Here is a 17,106-nt window from a genome sequence, read left to right as displayed (position 1 = left end):
GTGGTGGTCGGCTTGCCAGTGAGGTCTGTGAGCGCGCCGCGTCGGCGGGCAGTGCAGGTTCGATCGTTTGCGACGGTTCGTCGTCAGAACGCGTCAGGGCGACCGGAAGCGGCGTGGCGGGACGGGCATCGCGATCACAATCGCTCGTGAGGATGGTTCGGGCGTTCGTGCTCGCCGCGGGAGTCGATGCTACCAAAAACGTGTTTATTTCGACAATCTAAATCTCAGATTGTGTTGGCGGTAGCTTGGTGCCGCAGCCGGGCCGCAATGGCTGCGGCCGCCGATGGTTAAACCACCGTTAACGGCTTTTGTGCCCTAGTGGGGCAGGCTGCGGTTCTGTGCGCTTCCGCCGCGCCCACGCGCATGCGCGAAGCGCATCATCATGGACGGCGGCGAGACTGCCGAGGGCCGGCAGACGACAGGGTCGTTGACCGAAAGACACGACGGATGGCGCGGATGGCTGCCGCTGGAGTTTGGTCGCAGGCGCTGGTCGGGCGCGTCGCAAGGCTCTGCCTTGCGCTCGCGCTGCTGATCGCTGCCGGGCTGAGCGCGCAGCCGGCCGCAGCACAGGTGCGCGGCGAAGCCAGCTTCGAAACCAAGGGCGGCTATGGCCGGCTGCTGATCAAGCTCGCCGAAGACGTCGAGTCCGACGTCGCCACCGCCGGACTGATCGTGGTGATCCGTTTCAAGCGCCCGGTCGACATTCCGGTCGACAAGCTCGCCGACTCCGCGCCGGGTTACATCGGTTCGGCGCGGGCTGATCCGGACGGCTATGCGATCCGCATGGCGATGACGCGCAAGCTCACCGTCAACGCGATGGCCGCGGGTGAGCGGCTGTTCGTCGATCTGCTGCCCGAAAGCTGGACCGGTGCGCCGCCGGGGCTGCCGGCGGACGTCGTCAAGGAGCTGGCCGAGCGGGCGCGCGCCGCCGAGCGGGCGTTGCGGGCGCAGCGTGCCACGGCCGAGCTGAAGAAGCGGCCGCCGATCCGGGTGCGGACCTCGGTGCAGCCGACCTTCGTCCGCTACGTGTTCGAGGTGCCGCAGGACGTGCGGGTGGCATCGACCCTCACCGACCGCAAGCTCTCGGTGCAGTTCAACACGCCGCTGACTTTCGATCTCGCCGATGCGCAGCTTGCATCGCCGCCGAGCGTCGCCTCGATCGCGCAGAAGATCGACGGCGAGAATTCGACCGTGGATTTCGCGCTGATCGGCGGCGCCGACGTGCATTCGTTCCGCGAGGAGAAGAACTTCATCATCGATGTCGGGTTTCAGCCGTCGACCGCCGATGCGCCGCAAACCATGGGACCGTCGGCGCTGAAGCTGCCGGAGCTCGTGCCGTTCGACCCGAGATTGCTGCAGGCGGAATTGCAGGCGCAGAAGCCGGACAGCAGCGTCAGGCCGGAGGCGGACCGCAACAAGGTCGAGCCCAAGCCGGCGCAGTCCACGCCTGCGCCGTCCAAGCCCGCGACGGACGCGGCCGAGACCCAGGCCGCGAAGCCGGCGCCGCCCGCAGTGCCGCCGCCCGTCGCACCTCAGCCCGCAGCGCCGCAGCCGGCGCCTGTGGCATCATCCGTGGCGCCAGTGCCGCCGCCATCGGCAGCCGGTCCGGCGGCGACGCCGTCTCCCGCCGGACCGCCGGCCAGCCAAAGTCCGCTTGCGGCCGCGCCCGCCGGACCTGCCGTCGCAGCCGCGGCCCCGCGCGTCACAGCCCCGCAGACCGCCCCTGCCGCAACCGGTCCTGCTCCGGCGGAGCCCGCCGCCGCTGCGAAGCCTGCGGTGCCGAACCTGGCGCGGCCGGTCGAGGTGCGGATGCACAATGACGGCCTGCATCTGTCCTTCGCGTTCGCAGCTCCGACGCCGGCGGCGCTGTTCCGTCGCGGCGAGGTGCTGTGGCTGGTACTCGACAACACCGCGCCGTTCGACCTTTCGGCGATCCGCCGCGAGGGCAGCTCGGTGGTTGCCGATGCCAGCCGGGTGCCGCTCGCCGACGGCCAGGCGATCCGGATTCGGCTCGGTCGCCCGCAGATCGCGACGTTGAGTGACGAAGACGGCTCCGGCAAAAGCTGGATGGTGATCCTTGCCGATGCCGGTCGTGCGGCCTCGCAGCCTTTGTCCGCGGTGCGCAACATTGCCGATCCTGCCCGCGCCAGCGTCTCGGTGGCGCTGCCGGCGCTGGGCCGGGTGCAGCGGCTTCCCGATCCCGATGCCGGCGACACGCTGACGGTGGTGACGGCGCTGCCGCCGCCGCGCGGCTTCATCAAGCGGCAGAACTTCGTCGAGTTCAATCTGCTGGAGTCGATCCACGGCGTCGTGGTCGAGCTGAAATCCGACGACGTCGCTGTCGAGACCACCTCCGATGCGGTGGTGCTGACCCGGCCCGGTGGATTGACGCTGTCGTCCGCGGCGGAGCCCAGCGGCGATGTCTCCGTCCAGCGGCCGTTCTTCGATATTCGGCAATGGACCAAGGATCAGGCCGGCGACTTCAAGGAGTCGCTCGACGATCGCCTCAATGCCGCATCGACCGCGAGCGGCGACGACAAGCTGCCGGCCCGGCTGGATCTGGCCCGGTTCTACATGGCGCGCGGCCTGTATCCGGAAGCCAAGGGCGTGCTCGATCTGGCGCTGTCGACCAGCAAGCCGGGGCAGGAAGATGCCGCGGCGATGCTGGGACACGCCGCGGCCAGCGCGCTGATGGGGCGATCGGAACAGACCCTCAAGGACATCGCCAATCCGGCGATCGCCTCGACCTACGACGCGCAGATGTGGCGGGGGGTGGCGCTGGCGCGGCAGGGCAAATGGGCCGAAGCCCGCGAAAAGCTGAAGAGCGTGCAGTTCGCCATCACGGCACTGCCGCTCGACATCCAGCGCGCCGTGCTGGCCGCCGCGATGCGCGCCTCGCTCGAGGTTCGGGACTACTCCGGCGCAGCAAAGCTGAGTTCGGATTTCGATCTGGTCGGACTGTCGCCGGAGATCAGGCCGCAGGTCACGGTGATGCGCGGCTGGCTCGACGAGGCGCTCGGCCGCGAGCCGGACGCGCTGAAGAAGTACAAGGAGGCGATGGCCTCGCCCGATCGGCAGGCTGCCGCCGAGGCGTGGTTTCGCGACATCGTGCTGCGGCTGAAGCGCGACGAACTGACGCCCGCCGAGGCGCTGCCCGACCTCGAGCGGCTGTCGGTGAACTGGCGGGGCGACCAGCTCGAGGTGAACACTCAGCAGTTGCTGTCGAAGATGTACGCCGATGCCGGGCGCTATCAGGACTCGCTGCAGGCGGCGCGGATCGCGACCCAGCTCGCGCCGAACTCGGAAGCAGCCCGCAAGGCCCAGGACGATTCCCGCGCGCTGTTCTCGCAGCTCTTCCTCGGCAGCAAGGGCGACGACCTGCCGCCGATCGAGGCGCTGGCGATGTTCTACGAGTATCGTGAGCTGACGCCGATCGGCCGGCGCGGCGACGAGATGATCCGCCGGCTCGCCGAGCGGCTGGTCGCTGTCGATCTGCTCGATCAGGCCAGCGAACTGCTGCAGTATCAGGTCGACAAGCGGCTCGAAGGCGCGGCGCGGGCGCAGGTCGCCGCCAAGCTGGCGATGATCTATCTGATGAACCGCAAGCCGGACCGCGCGATCGGCGCACTGCATTCGTCGCGGATCGCCGACCTCGCCGGCGAATTGCGCCAGCAGCGGCTGCTGCTGGAGGCGCGGGCGCAGAGCGACATCGGCCGCCACGATCTGGCGCTGGACATCATCAGCAACATCGTCGGCCGCGAAGCGCTGCGGCTGCGCTCGGACATCTATTGGGCGGCGCGGCGCTGGCGCGAAGCCTCCGAGCAGATCGAGCTGTATCTGGGCGATCGCTGGAAGGATTTCACGCCGCTGTCGTCGGGCGAGAAGAGCGACGTGGTCCGAGCCGTGGTCGGCTACGCACTCGCCGAAGACGCCCTCGGGCTCGATCGCTTCCGCGAGAAATTCGCGCCGCTGATGACCGACCCGGCCGATCGCGCCGCGTTCGACATTGCCAGCCAGCCGAGCGCCGGCGACAGTGCGGCGTTCGCCGCAATCGCCAAGATGGCGGCCAGCGTCGATACGCTGGAGGGCTTCCTGCGCGAAATGAAGCAGCGCTTCCCCGATGCCTCGGCCCGCCTCACACCGCCCGGCGCCGACCTCACCTCGACCGGCACGCTGCCCCAGGTACTGCCCCAGGTACTGCCCCAGGTACCGCCCCAGGTGCCGCCGAAGATCCGCACCATTCAGGCGACGCGGTAGCAATCCTCGCCGTCTTCCACGGTCATGCCGGGGCGCTCGCAAGGCGAGCGAATCCGGAATCCCAGGGTTGTTGTGCGTAGCCGAGGTTCCGCGTTCGCGCGTGACCCGGAATGCCCCGTGGAGAGGAGGGCGAATCCGCAGCTTCGATGTCGGCGGACTACCCGCCGCCCGAATAGCTCTGCACCAGCGAGCCTGCGACCAGCGACCAGCCGTCGACCAGGACGAAGAAGATCAGCTTGAACGGCAGCGACACCACCACCGGCGGCAGCATCATCATGCCCATCGACATCAGGATCGAGGCGACCACCAGGTCGATGATCAGGAAGGGCAGGAACAGCAGGAAGCCGATCTCGAACGCGCGCTTCAGCTCCGAGATCAGGAACGCCGGCATCAGGATGCGCAGCGACAGATCCTCCGGCGTCGCCGGCGGCGGTTCGCCGGACAGGTCGAGAAACAGCTTCAGATCCTTCTCGCGGACGTTCTTCTGCATGAACACCCGCATCGGCCCGGATGCCCGCACCAGCGCGTCGTCGACCCCGATCTCGTTGGCGATCAGCGGCTTGATGCCGTCGTCATAGGCTTTCTGCAGCGTCGGTCCCATCACGAAAGCGGTCAGGAACAGCGCCAGCGCGATGATCACCGCGTTCGGCGGTGCGGTCGCGGTACCGAGCGCGGTGCGCAGCAACGACAGCACCACCACGATCCGGGTGAACGACGTCATCATGATCAGGATCGACGGTGCGATCGACAGCACGGTGAGCAGCGCGATCAACTGGATCGCGCGCTCGGTGACGCCGGGGCCGCCCTGGCCGCCGAGATTGATGCTGATGTCCTGCGCCTGCGCAGGCGCAATCGTCGCGAGAGCCGCGACGATCCAGACCGATAGGATGATGAAAACTCTACGCGGGGTGGTCGAGGCGCTCACGAAGGCGACTTCGGTCGGCCGAGCAGGGCCGCCATCTCGTCTTCGAGGCTTTCGAAACCGGTCTTGCCGGCAGCCGGTTCGGCCGCGGCCGGCGCTTCTTCGGCCGGTTCGGCAGCGCGCGGGGCCGGTGTGGTCGGCCGCGGCGGTTCGGGAGCGACCGGCGGCGCGGGCTCTGCCGGCGCCGTTGGCGGTCGGCGGAGCGCGGCTTCCAGCCGGTTGGCCATCTCCGCCAGATTCTGGTCGGCGGTGGACAGCGCTGCGACTGCGGGGGCCGCGGCTGCCGGAGCGGCGGTCGCAACCGGAGCGGCCGACGGAGCAGGAGGCGGCGGCGGCGCCGGACGTTCTGCGCGCGGCGCGGGGGTCGGTTTCGGTTCGGGCCGCGGCGGGCGCGGCATCGCCGGCTCGGCGCGCGGACGCGGCGCCGGCTCCATCCGCGGTTCCGGGCGGGGCTCCGGACGCGGCGGCTCAGGGCGCAGGATCGGCGGGTCGGCCCGCATGATCGGCGGCTCGGCGCGCATCACAGGCGGCTCGGCGCGCATGACGGGCGGCTCGGAACGCATCACCGGCGGTTCGGCGCGGAGGATCGGCGGCTCGGCGCGCTGCAGTGGAGGCAGCGGCGGCTCCGGGCGGGCGAGCGGCTCGGGCACCAGACCTGCGAACGGATCGCTCGGTCGCCGTTCCGGCATCGCCGGTGGTGCAGGACGCGGTGCGGGACGCGGCGGCATCGGCGGCAATTCCGGCTCAGCGGGCTCGGCGGCGACCTCGGCCTCCCATTGGCCCAGGTCGGACGGCGTCATCCGCGGTTCGACGCCGCCGCGGGTCGGCAGCGGATCCCGTGCCGGGGTGGCGCGAACGATGTTCGGCTCGATGACGATGTCGCTGGGCCCGCCGATCATCAGCAGGTGCTCGACATTGTCGCGGCGGACCAGCACCAGCCGCCGGCGGCCGTCGACCGCTGCGGCGTCGATCACCGCCAGCCTCGGCATTCGGCCGCGGCTGGCATTGGTGCCGAGCCGGTTGCCGGCGAAGCGGCGCACCAGCCACGCGGCCGCGCCGATCAGCGCCAGAACGGCCAGAAATGCGAGAAAGAACATCAATGGCTGCGATGACATGCTGTATCCCCGGCAAACAACGCTGGCGCTCCGGCGCAATCCGGAAGCGCCCTTTCCGGAGTGCGAACGCGACCAGTTGCGGTGACGCGCGGCGGACCGCCTTGGACCTTCTTAATAATCCCCGGCAAGAACTGCCATCCGATTCTTCTCATAATCCACCAATCATGCCGGGCAAAACCGGCTTTTGCGGGCGTGACGGCGATTGGGCGCGGCCGAGCGCGAGGGGCGCCCCGCGACTCTTAACCAGTCGTTAACCATAGAGGCGGCAAATTCTGCCTACCCGGCGGATTCGCGTAGCGGCAAGACCGGGGCGGAGGCGGTCATGCCGATCAACGATCTTCCCACACTGGCGGCGCTGCGGACCCGGATGCAATGGCACCAGCAGCGGCAGCGCGTGCTGGCGGACAATATCGCCAATTCAGACACGCCCGGCTTCAAGCCCCTGGATCTGGTCGCCCCAACCTTCGACCCCTCCGGCCGTCCGACTGCGGGCTCCCCGGTCGGCTCGCTGCCGATGATGCGAACCAGCGCCGTGCATATCGCGCCGTCGGGCGGAACCGAGAGTTTCTCGCAGGACCGCAGGGGCGGCATGCAGACCCGGCCTGCCGGCAACGCGGTCAATCTGGAAGACGAGATGCTGAAGGTGTCGTCCAACCAGGGTGGCTACGCAGCCGCCACCGCGCTCTACACCCGAAGTCTCGGTGTGCTGAAGACCGCCATCGGCAAGCGCTGATCCTCGCCAAAGGGAGAATGAAGATGGCCGACGATGCAATGGATTTTTCGAGGTCGATGGCTATCGCGACCTCCGGCCTGCGCGCCCAGGCCGGCCGGATGCGGGTGATCTCGGAAAACATCGCCAACGCCGATTCCACCGCGCAGACGGCCGGCGGCGACCCGTATCGCCGCAAGGTGCCGACCTTCACCTCGGCGCTCGACCGGTCGCTCGACGCCCGGGTGGTGGCGCTCGGCCGGGTCAAGCCCGACACCTCGGCGTTCCGCGTCAAATACGAGCCGACCAATCCGGCGGCCGACGCCAACGGCAACGTCAAATACCCGAACGTCAATCCGGTGATCGAAATGACCGACATGCGGGATGCGCAGCGGTCCTACGAGGCCAACCTCAACGTCATCAGCGCGACCCGCCGGATGATCCAGCGCACCCTCGACATTCTCAAAGCCTGATCCGCTTCTTCAGCATCGCACCAGGAACTGACCCATGGCCTCCCCGATTTCAGCAGCCAACGCCTATGCGAGCCTTGCCCGTCTGTCCAAGCCGGCCGGCATCGACAAGGGAGCCGAGGACAGCGTCCCGTCGTTCGGCAATCTGGTCAAACAGGCGATGGGAAGCGTGCTCGACGCCGGCCGGCAGTCCGACGCCCAGTCGATGGCGATGGCCTCGGGCAAATCCAACGTGATGGATGTGGTGACCGCGGTCGCCGAGACCGACGTCGCGGTGTCGACGCTGGTGTCGGTGCGCGACCGGGTGATCCAGTCCTACGAAGAAATCATGCGGATGCCGATCTGACATCGGCGCCTTGCCGCCAGGCATCGTCATTGCGAGCGAAGCCAAGCAATCCAGGGCCCAGCGCACTGCGCTCCTGGATCGCTTCGTCGCTCCGCTCCTCGCGATGACGGTGGCGAGACCGAACACCACCACTGCCGCAATCGCCGACACAAGGATTTGCTCATGACCGGTCCCGAAACTCTCGACGTCGCCCGCGACGCGATCTGGACCATCGTGGTGGTGTCGGCGCCGCTGATGGTGGTCGGTCTGGTGGTGGGCGTCGCAGTGTCGCTGGTGCAGGCGCTGACCCAGATTCAGGAGCAGACGCTGGTGTTCGTGCCGAAAATCCTGGCGATGTTCATCACGCTGGTGCTCGCATTGCCGTTCATGGCCGACGCGCTGCATGCCCAGATGCTCCGGATATCGTCGCGAATCATCGGCGGTTGACGCATGATCGGAGCCCGCGCCGCTTCGCTGGTCGCGTCTGCCGTCGTCGCCCCGGGCGGACGATGCGTGGACGGGATCTGCGCGCGCCGCTCCGAGCCAGATTGCCGCGATGCGCATCGACCTGACCTTCCTTCCGGCGCTCGCCGCCACCTTCATGCTGGTGTTCGCACGCATCGGCGCGATGGTGATGTTGATGCCGGCGCTCGGCGAGAGCAACATCCCGACGCGGATCAAGCTGTCGATCGCGCTGTTGCTGACGATGATCATGTTGCCGCTGCACCGCTCGGCCTATCAGATCGACATGTCGTCGCTGACGCCGCTGTTGGTGCTGATGGTTCAGGAGATCGCGATCGGTATCGTGCTCGGCGCCACCGCGCGGGTGACGCTGTCGGCGCTGCAGGTCGCCGGAGCGGTGATCGCCCAGCAGCTCGGCCTCGGTTTCGTCTCGGCGGTCGACCCGACGCAAGGTCAGCAGGGCGTTCTGGTCGGCAACTTCCTGACGCTGCTCGGCGTCACGATGCTGTTCGCCACCGACATGCACCATCTGGTGATTCAGGCGCTCAGCGACAGCTACAAGGTGTTCGCGCCGGGCGAGCTGCTGAACACCGGCGACGTGGCGGCCTTGGCGACCCAGGCGTTCGCGGCCGCCTTCAAGCTCGGCCTGCAATTGGCCGCGCCGTTTCTGGTATTCGGCCTCGTTTTCAACATCGGCCTCGGCGTGCTGGCGCGATTGATGCCGCAGATGCAGGTGTATTTCGTCGGCGTGCCGCTGTCGATCGTGATCGGCTTCATCGTGCTCGCGGTGGTGCTGACCACAATGATGGGCGCCTTCCTCGGCTATTTCGGCAGCGTGATGCACGACCTGATGCCACGCTGACGTTCGGCATCGTTCGGAGTTGAGCGATGTCGGACGACAGTGACGAGAAGACAGAAGAGCCGACACAAAAAAAGCTCGACGATGCGTTGAAACGCGGCGACGTCGCCAAGAGCCAGGAGGTCAACACCTGGTTCCTGATCGCCGGCGGCACGCTGGTGCTGTCGTCGTTTCACGGCTCGATCGGCGCCGGCATCCTGGGGCCGCTGCGCAGCCTGATCGAAAAATCGTGGATGTTGCGGGTCGACGGCGACGGTCTCATCGCGCTGACCAAGAGCCTGATGTACGCCACCGTCGCCGCGATCGGAGTTCCGCTGTTCCTGGTGATGATCACCGCGGTGATCGGAAACCTGATCCAGCATCGTCTGGTGTTTTCCGCCGAAGGGTTGACCCCCAAGCTCAGCAAGCTGTCGCCGCTCCAGGGCGCCAAGCGGGTGTTCGGCAAGCAGGCGCTGGCGAACTTCCTCAAGGGCCTGTTCAAGGTGGTGGCGCTCGGCATCGTGATGGTCGCGGTGCTGTATCCGGAGCACGACCGCCTCGACGCATTGTTGACCATGGACGTCGCGGCGCTGCTCGGCGTCACGGTGACGCTGACGCTGAAGCTGCTGGGCGCCGTGGTGGCGATGCTCGCCTTCGTCGCGGTCGCCGATTATTTCTTCCAGTATCGGCAGTGGCACGAGAAGCAGAAGATGTCGCTGCAGGAGATCAAGGACGAGTACAAGCAGTCCGAAGGCGATCCGCACATCAAGGGCCGGCTGCGGCAGCTCCGCTATCAGCGGATGAAGAAGCGGATGATGGCCGAGGTGCCGGGCGCCTCGGTGGTGATCACCAACCCGACCCACTTCTCGGTGGCGCTGAAATACGAGCGCGGCATGCCGGCACCGATCTGCGTCGCCAAGGGCGTCGACGCGGTGGCGTTCAAGATCCGGGAAGTGGCAAAGGAAAACAACGTGCCGATCGTCGAGAACGTGCCGCTGGCGCGCGCGCTGTACGCCACGGTCGAGATCGACGAGGAGATCCCGGTCGAGCACTACCAGGCGGTCGCCGAGGTGATCGGTTACGTCATGAACCTGAAGCGGGCGTGGTCCGGCCGCAGCAATTGAGCGGGGCGATGCATCAGCAGCGAGGAGCGGGGCGGGCGGCGCGCCGCCCTGGTGCGGGAAGCCGGAGCGGAATGTCCTTGATGGCCTGCGGACGGGCCGGAGGATGGTCTTGCGTTTCCGGCCGCGATTCAGGCAGTTGGAGCCGCGCCGCTGCGTGCCCGGCGGGCAAGGGACCGGTTCGGTGACCATGACCATCAACGATCAACAGGCTTCGTCCGAGCCGCGCCCGGCGTCGCCGGAGCCGGTCCGTCGCGGCGGCAGTATTGCGCTGGTGCTGCTGCTGGCAGGCGCCATCGTCGCCGCTGCCGTGGCGTTCATGACGCTCGGCCGCGCCGGCGCCCAGCCCTACATTCTCGTCCTGCTGGCATTGCTGGCGATGGTCGGACTGTTCATGCTGTTCGCCTTCGCGGCCGGCATCATCGGCTTTGCCGACCGCGCCGCCGAGGATCCGATTCTGCGGGCGATTCCCGAAAACGCCTTCGACGGCATCGCGGTCACCGACGCCGGCGGCCACGTGGTTTATGCCAACTCGACCTATCTGGCGCTGACCGGGGCTGCGACGATGCAGGACGTCCGCCCGGTGGAGCGGGTGTTCATCGGCAATCCCGATGTCTCCGAGGCGGTGTTCCGGCTGCTCAAGGCGGCGCGCGAGGGGCGGCGGTTGCAGGAGGAGGTGCGGGTCGCCGGCGCCGACGGCAGCCAGGGGCGCTGGATGCGGCTGCGGGTGCGCCCGCTCGGCACCAGCAAGCGCGAAGCACGGCAGACGGTATGGTCGATCGCGGACATCACCCGTGACCGCGAGCGCCAGGAGGATGTGTTCCAGACCCTGCAACACGCCATCGAATACCTCGACCATGCCCCTTGCGGGTTCTTCTCGGTCAATCCGGCCGGCAACCTGGTCTATGTCAACGCCACGCTGGCCAACTGGCTCGATCACGACCTCGCCGAGATCGGCTCCGGCGGCCTGAAACTGTCCGACGTTGTGTCCGGCGACGGCGCCGCGCTGCTGACCTCGATCGTGCCGGAGCCCGGCGAGGTGAAGACCGAAGTCTTCGACATCGACCTGAAGAAGCGCGGCGGCCAGACCGTGCCGGTGCGGCTGTATCACAAGCTGGCGTTCGGGGCCGACGGCACGCCCGGCCCGTCGCGCACGCTGGTGATCAGCCGTGCCCGCGACGACCGGCTCGATCCGCAGCGCGCCGCCGAAATCCGCTTCATGCGGTTCTTCGACCAGACCCCGATGGCGATCGCCACCGTCGACAAAACCGGCGCGGTGGTGCGCGCCAACGCTCGGCTGGCCAAGCTGGCGCAGAGCCTCGATCCGGCCGGTTCGGCGGGATCGAAGTCGATCCTCGCCGCGGCCTCGGCGCGTGACCGCGCGGTGCTGGCCGGCGCGATCGAGCAGGCCGCCAGGGGCCAGGCCGATATCGCCCCGGTGGAAGTGATGCTCGACAGCGCCAAGGAGCGCTGGGGTCAGTTCTTCGTCACCGCAGTCAGCGACGAGACCGACAACGAAGCGGCGATCGTCTACATGCTCGAGACCACCGAGCGCCGCGCGCTGGAAAACCAGGTCAACCAGGCGCAGAAGATGGACACCATCGGCCAGCTCGCCGGTGGCATCGCGCACGACTTCAACAACGTGCTGTCGGCCATCATGATGGCCAACGATTTCCTGCTGAACGCGCACAAGCCGACCGATCCGTCGTTCCAGGACATCATGCAGATCAAGCAGAACGCCACTCGCGCCGCGACCCTGGTGCGGCAGCTCCTGGCGTTCTCGCGCAAGCAGACGCTGCGGCCGCAGGTGCTCGATCTCGGCGAGGCGCTGACCGACATCGACCGGCTGCTCAAGCGGCTGATCGGCGAGAAGATCGCGCTGGAGATGCAGCACGGCCGCGATCTGTGGCGGACCAAGGCCGACGTCTCGCAATTCGAGCAGGTGATCGTCAATCTCGCCGTCAACGCCCGCGACGCGATGCCCGACGGCGGCAAGCTGACGATTCGCACCGCCAACGTCACGGCGTCCGCGGCCGCGCAACTCGGGCACAACGGCATGCCGGCGGCGGACTATGTCTGCGTCGAAGTCTCCGACACCGGGACCGGCATTCCGCCGGAGATCGTCGACAAGATCTTCGAGCCGTTCTTCTCGACCAAGGAAGTCGGCAAGGGCACCGGGCTCGGGCTGTCGACGGTGTACGGCATCATCAAGCAGACCGGCGGTTTCGTTTACGTCGATTCGGAAATCGGCAAAGGCACCAGTTTCCGCATCTATCTGCCGCGCCACGAACAGGCCGCCGAGCCGCAGGTCGAGGCGCCTGCAGTCACTCCTGGCGGCGCACCGTCCGAGCCCGCGCCGGCGGCGCCAAAGCCGCGCGCCGACATGACCGGGCAGGGCACGATCCTGCTGGTCGAAGACGAAGAGGGCCTTCGCTCGCTCAATGCCCGCGGCCTGCGCTCGCGCGGCTATCAGGTGATCGAAGCATCGAACGGCGTCGAAGCGCTGGAGGAGTTCGACGCGCACGGCGGCGAAGTCGATCTCGTCGTCTCCGATGTCGTGATGCCGGAGATGGACGGCCCGACGCTTTTGAAAGCGATGCGCGGCCGCAATCCGGATCTGAAGATCATCTTCGTCTCCGGCTACGCCGAAGACGCGTTTGAAAAGAGCCTGCCGGAAAACGAGCAGTTCGCCTTCCTGGCCAAACCGTTCGCGCTCAGCGCGCTGGTGGCGAAGGTGAAGGAGACGATGGAGTCGGACTGAAATACATTGGTGAGATGACGTATTTGATTTCTGAGATGGTTCGATCAGTCCCGGTGTAGGGGGAGCTGCTCGATGAGCAGTGACGACAAGCGATCTAAGCTCACCCCACAGGCGTTGGCGGGCAAAAAGAGGCTTGAGGTCTGGGCGCGCTTTCTGGAGTGGCTTGACGGCCACGCCGATAGCGGTTGGGTTTTCCGCGGGCTGGGAGATCCAGGGTTCGAACTGCTGCCGGGTATCGGGCGCGGAAAGTACTCGCTCGCCAAGGAGCGGACGCTTATCGAAATATTCGAGCGGCGAGCTGCCGAGTTCACGGATTTGTCTCGGCTGAGCCGGTGGGAGCGACTTGCCCTTGCTCAGCATCATGGTCTGCCCACCCGGCTGCTCGACTGGACGACCAATCCTCTGGTCGCGGCCTATTTCGCCGTTACGGCGTCTCCCAAGAGTGTATCGGTCCGGATCACGAGACCGCGCTCGCCCTCGTTTCAGGCGGTGCCTGCCGCCGGCGAGGTCGGCGCGCGTATCGTCGCTTACAGAGTGAGGACGCGACAGATCATCGATCAAACGGCGGACGAGGACCCCTTCGCAAGGAGCGAGGTTGGATTTCTGCTTCCGCGTGCGGTGGCTACGAGGATCGTGAATCAAGGCGGGTTGTTCAGTTCTCATCCTGCACCGAACGTGCCGTGGGCGGCACCGCTGGACGATGCGGCTCACGTTTTCGATATTCCGGCTGCCCTGCGCGGCTATTTTCAGCGGCGGCTGTTCTATTTTGGTATGGATTCGCAGCGGATCATGGGAGGATTGGACGGCTTGGGCGCGCGCCTTGCCTGGCAGTACAATGCTGGTATCGGATTGGGAGCGGTCAGATGACGGTCACCGGCGCTCATCAGGTTCCGAAGTTGAAGCCGGTCGAAGACCGGAAGCTGCTTCGAGCGATCATCGATGCGGTCAGCGAATACGATCTGGCCTCTTCGCCGGAATGGGATCAACTCGATCAGTTGTCGACCCACACCGAATTCGAGTCGATCGACGCGAATCCTGACGGTATTTTCGAGGGGCCGGACAATTCGTTCGAGGCTGTGGGCGACGTGTATGTGACTTTGAATTACGGCGATCGTCGCGACTCGACGGCCGTCTCCGACGCCTTTCCGGTGCAAGTGGCGGGGACCTTTGACAGGCAGACCGGCAAAGTCGTCGTCGAATCTGTCACCATCGACACTTCTTCCTTCTACAATTAGGGTTCCTTCTACAATTAGGCTGTCGATTCAGGCCTCCCGCGACCGAGCGCCGCAGGCGTGCGACGACGCGCCCGCTTTCTTTTTGATCGGCGCTGCCCATTTTTACTAGGCTTCCCCCTGCCGGGGATTGAGGGAGTGACATGAATTTCTTGCATCGCACGCGCGGCGTTATCGCTGCTCTTGCCGTGACCATGGCTTTGGCCCTGCCGATGGCGATGGTGCTGTCGTCGGCCGCCGACGCCCGTGCCGGTCGCAGCGGCAGCATGGGCTCGCGCGGCTCGCGCAGCTTCGCGGCGCCGCCGAGCACCACCACCGCACCGGGGGCCGCCCAACCGCTCAACCGCACCTACAGCCAGCCGGGCAGCCCCGGCATGAACGCACCCGCCGCAGGCGCTGCCAACAAGGGCGGCTTCTTCAACCGTCCGGGCATGGGCATGCTCGGCGGCCTCGCAGCCGGTTTCCTCGGCGCCGGCCTGCTCGGCATGCTGTTCGGCGGCGGCTTCCTGTCGGGTCTCGGCAGCTTCGCCTCGATCATCGGGCTGATACTGCAGGTGGCGCTGGTCGTGATCCTGGCCCGTCTGGCCTGGGGTTGGTGGCAGCGCCGCAACAACCAGCAGGCAGCCTATGCGGCTGGTCCGGCGGCAGGCCAGGGCCCGCGGCCCGATGGAGCAGACGCCACGGGCCCGATGGGCAGGGCCACGCATGCCATGGACCAGAGTGCGGCCCAAGGTACTGCCCAAGGTACCGCGCAGGCGTCGCAGTCCGGTTATCGCTCCGGCTTTGGTTTCGGCGGCGGCGCGCGCAACGATCGGCCGCTCGAGATCAAGCCGGACGACTACGAGGCGTTCGAGCGGCTGCTCGGCGAGGTCCAGGCCGCCTGGTCGAACGAAGATATCGATCGGCTGCGTGAGCTCGCTACGCCGGAAATGGCTTCGTACTTCGCCAAGGATCTGGAGGAGAACAAGGCCGCCAACGACATCAACAAGGTGTCGGACGTGAAGCTGCTGCAGGGCGATCTCGCCGAAGCGTGGACCGAGGGTGAAACCGATTTCGCCACCGTGGCGATGCGGTTCTCGCTGGTCGACAAGACCCTGGAGCGCGGCACCGACCGGCTGGTCGCCGGCAGCGAGACGCCGATCGAGGCCACCGAGATCTGGACCTTCACCCGGCGTCCCGGCGCGAGCTGGGAACTGGCGGCGATCCAGCAGACCAACTGACGCTCTTCGCCAGAGCGATCCCTCATCGAAGCGCCGCGGACCTTCCGCGGCGCTTTTTTGTTAGGCTCCGGAGGAGACCGGCCGCAATGCAGGCCGTGCGGCGCTCACCACAGGGGCCGAACCGATGGCTTACGAATTATACTACTGGCCGACCATTCAGGGTCGCGGCGAGTTCGTGCGGCTGGCGCTGGAAGAGGCTGGTGCCGGCTATGTCGATGCCGCCCGCCGCGGCAAGGCCGGCATGGCGACCATGATGAAGCTGATGCAGGCCGATCAGGGCACGCCGCCATTCGCGCCGCCGTTTCTGAAAGCCGGCAAGCTGACCATCGGCCAGACCGCCAATATCCTGCTGTATCTCGGCAGCCGCCACGGTCTCGCACCCGCCACCGAATCGGGACGGCTGTGGGTGCATCAGCTCCAGCTCACCATCGCCGACCTGGTGCAGGAGGTGCACGACACCCATCACCCGATCGGCACCATGCTGTACTACGACGACCAGCGGAAGCCGGCGAGGAAGCGCAGCGCCGAATTCTGGGACAACCGTGCCCCGAAATTCCTCGGCTATTTCGAGCGCCTGATCGCCGGCGGTGGCGGTGCGTATCTGACGGGGCGCAAGCCGAGCTACGCCGATCTGTCGCTGTTCCAGATCGTCGAGGGCCTGCGCTACGCGTTTCCGAAGCACATGAAGGCATTCGAGCGCGACATTCCCAAGCTGGTCGCGTTGCACGACCGCATCGCCGAGCGCCCGAACATCGCCGCCTACCTCACCAGCGACCGCCGCATTCCGTTCAACCAGGACGGCATCTTCCGGCACTACAAGGAGCTGGATAAGTAACAGCTTGTCCGGTGGCGCTCGATCTCTCCCCAAGTCATTCCGGGGCGCGCCGACAGGCGCGAACCCGGAATCTGATCCGAGCACATTAGCTCGAGATTCCGGGTTCGCCCGCTGACGCGAGCGCCCCGGAATGACGGTGGAAGATGTGGCCGCCGCCTACCTGTGACGGCCGTCGATCGGGGTCATCGTCAGTTGCGACAGTTCGATGCCGTCGATGCACGAGACGTTCAGCGCCACCACTTCGGTGCCGTCGGGCTTGGTGCCGCGCGCGAACACTTCGACGCCGCATTCGCCGCAGAGCTGGTGGCTGATCGCGCGCTTGTTGAACAGGTATTCCTTCAGGCTGTCCTCGCCGGCGCGGAGCTGAAAGCTCTTCGGCGGCAGGAAGGTGAAGTGCAGTCCCTTCTTGGTGCAGATCGAGCAGTTGCAGGCCGTGACCATCGCCAGGTCCGTGGTGCATTCGAACCGCACCAGGCCGCAATGGCAGCCGCCGGTCATGACTCTGACGTCGCTCATCAGCGCTACTCCGCTATCCACCCACGGAGTCTAGCAGAGCGTGGGCCGCATGCCAGCGGCCCTCCGCGTGTCGGCACCGAAACGACAAAGCCCCGCGCGCGGCGGGGCCAGTCGTCCTGCGCGCGGTCCCTGTTTCGGCAGCTACGCGATCTGGTCGATGCGCGTGCCCTGGCCGGGCGGCAGCGCCGCCTTCGGCGGCTGGATGCTGGTGGTGTCCTTGTCGTCCTTCGGCGGCGGCGGGGGCGGCGGCGGGCTCGCCTGCGTCGTCGGTTTGGCGACCTGGGTCGACGACACGCTCGAAATGCTGCTCATCAGTCTTTCCT

General features: G+C 66.9%; 16 protein-coding genes. 12 read left to right on the top strand and 4 right to left on the bottom strand.

Features of this window, described 5'->3' with window-relative positions; translation table 11 throughout:
* The first annotated feature begins 447 nt into the window (after positions 1-447).
* Positions 448-4,257, top strand: a complete 3,810-nt coding sequence (locus tag FLL57_RS14910; protein ID WP_142883284.1) for a tetratricopeptide repeat protein — start codon at positions 448-450, stop codon at positions 4,255-4,257.
* Between the two features lie 157 nt (positions 4,258-4,414).
* Here FLL57_RS14910 and fliP read toward each other — a convergent pair whose 3' ends face one another.
* A complete protein-coding gene (gene fliP, locus FLL57_RS14905) occupies positions 4,415-5,182 on the bottom strand; it encodes a flagellar type III secretion system pore protein FliP (protein WP_142883283.1) in 768 nt (255 codons plus the stop codon).
* Positions 5,179-6,294: a flagellar biosynthetic protein FliO gene (locus tag FLL57_RS14900; RefSeq protein ID WP_142883282.1), complete on the bottom strand. Its 1,116-nt coding sequence runs from the start codon at positions 6,292-6,294 to the stop codon at positions 5,179-5,181. Before FLL57_RS14900 ends, fliP begins: the two co-directional genes overlap by 4 nt.
* A 322-nt stretch (positions 6,295-6,616) precedes the next feature.
* Here FLL57_RS14900 and flgB point away from each other — a divergent pair, with 322 nt between their 5' ends.
* From flgB to FLL57_RS14845, 11 genes are all read left to right on the top strand, one after another.
* Positions 6,617-7,027, top strand: coding sequence for a flagellar basal body rod protein FlgB (gene flgB, locus FLL57_RS14895; RefSeq protein ID WP_013501234.1), 411 nt, complete (start codon positions 6,617-6,619; stop codon positions 7,025-7,027).
* A 23-nt stretch (positions 7,028-7,050) separates the two neighbouring features.
* Positions 7,051-7,476 carry a flagellar basal body rod protein FlgC gene (gene flgC / locus FLL57_RS14890; RefSeq protein WP_013501235.1) on the top strand — a complete coding sequence of 142 codons (426 nt, stop codon included), beginning with the start codon at positions 7,051-7,053 and terminating at the stop codon, positions 7,474-7,476.
* A gap of 34 nt (positions 7,477-7,510) precedes the next feature.
* The gene (gene fliE, locus FLL57_RS14885; RefSeq protein WP_013501236.1) at positions 7,511-7,819 is read left to right on the top strand and encodes a flagellar hook-basal body complex protein FliE; all 309 of its coding nucleotides are present in this window, start codon (positions 7,511-7,513) and stop codon (positions 7,817-7,819) included.
* Between the two features lie 162 nt (positions 7,820-7,981).
* Positions 7,982-8,245 (top strand): flagellar biosynthesis protein FliQ, encoded by a 264-nt coding sequence (fliQ, locus tag FLL57_RS14880; protein ID WP_013501237.1) that lies wholly within the window; start codon positions 7,982-7,984, stop codon positions 8,243-8,245.
* Between the two features lie 109 nt (positions 8,246-8,354).
* Positions 8,355-9,122: a flagellar biosynthetic protein FliR gene (gene fliR / locus FLL57_RS14875; protein ID WP_041807113.1), complete on the top strand. Its 768-nt coding sequence runs from the start codon at positions 8,355-8,357 to the stop codon at positions 9,120-9,122.
* A gap of 26 nt (positions 9,123-9,148) precedes the next feature.
* Positions 9,149-10,222 (top strand): flagellar biosynthesis protein FlhB, encoded by a 1,074-nt coding sequence (gene flhB, locus FLL57_RS14870; protein ID WP_013501239.1) that lies wholly within the window; start codon positions 9,149-9,151, stop codon positions 10,220-10,222.
* 187 nt (positions 10,223-10,409) lie between these two features.
* The gene (gene cckA, locus FLL57_RS14865; RefSeq protein ID WP_235677279.1) at positions 10,410-12,980 is read left to right on the top strand and encodes a cell cycle histidine kinase CckA; all 2,571 of its coding nucleotides are present in this window, start codon (positions 10,410-10,412) and stop codon (positions 12,978-12,980) included.
* A gap of 72 nt (positions 12,981-13,052) precedes the next feature.
* Positions 13,053-13,847, top strand: coding sequence for an FRG domain-containing protein (locus FLL57_RS14860; RefSeq protein WP_142883280.1), 795 nt, complete (start codon positions 13,053-13,055; stop codon positions 13,845-13,847).
* Positions 13,844-14,215: a hypothetical protein gene (locus FLL57_RS14855; RefSeq protein WP_013501242.1), complete on the top strand. Its 372-nt coding sequence runs from the start codon at positions 13,844-13,846 to the stop codon at positions 14,213-14,215. The genes FLL57_RS14860 and FLL57_RS14855 overlap by 4 nt, the downstream gene beginning before the upstream one ends.
* Before the next feature lie 140 nt (positions 14,216-14,355).
* A complete protein-coding gene (locus FLL57_RS14850; protein WP_013501243.1) occupies positions 14,356-15,432 on the top strand; it encodes a Tim44 domain-containing protein in 1,077 nt (358 codons plus the stop codon).
* A gap of 124 nt (positions 15,433-15,556) precedes the next feature.
* A complete protein-coding gene (locus FLL57_RS14845) occupies positions 15,557-16,267 on the top strand; it encodes a glutathione S-transferase family protein (RefSeq protein WP_142883279.1) in 711 nt (236 codons plus the stop codon).
* Positions 16,268-16,423: 156 nt separating this feature from the next.
* Here the strand turns inward: FLL57_RS14845 and FLL57_RS14840 are convergent, their stop codons facing one another.
* Positions 16,424-16,783 (bottom strand): GFA family protein, encoded by a 360-nt coding sequence (locus tag FLL57_RS14840; RefSeq protein WP_047310013.1) that lies wholly within the window; start codon positions 16,781-16,783, stop codon positions 16,424-16,426.
* Positions 16,784-16,924: 141 nt separating this feature from the next.
* A complete protein-coding gene (locus FLL57_RS23365) occupies positions 16,925-17,095 on the bottom strand; it encodes a hypothetical protein (protein ID WP_013501246.1) in 171 nt (56 codons plus the stop codon).
* Positions 17,096-17,106: the final 11 nt, after the last annotated feature.

The sequence above is a fragment of the Rhodopseudomonas palustris genome, assembly GCF_007005445.1.
In the GTDB taxonomy this organism is placed as follows: Bacteria; Pseudomonadota; Alphaproteobacteria; order Rhizobiales; family Xanthobacteraceae; genus Rhodopseudomonas; species Rhodopseudomonas palustris_G.
The sequence above is the reverse complement of the archived record's forward strand: the minus strand, read 5'-3'. Positions and strand labels throughout refer to the sequence as shown.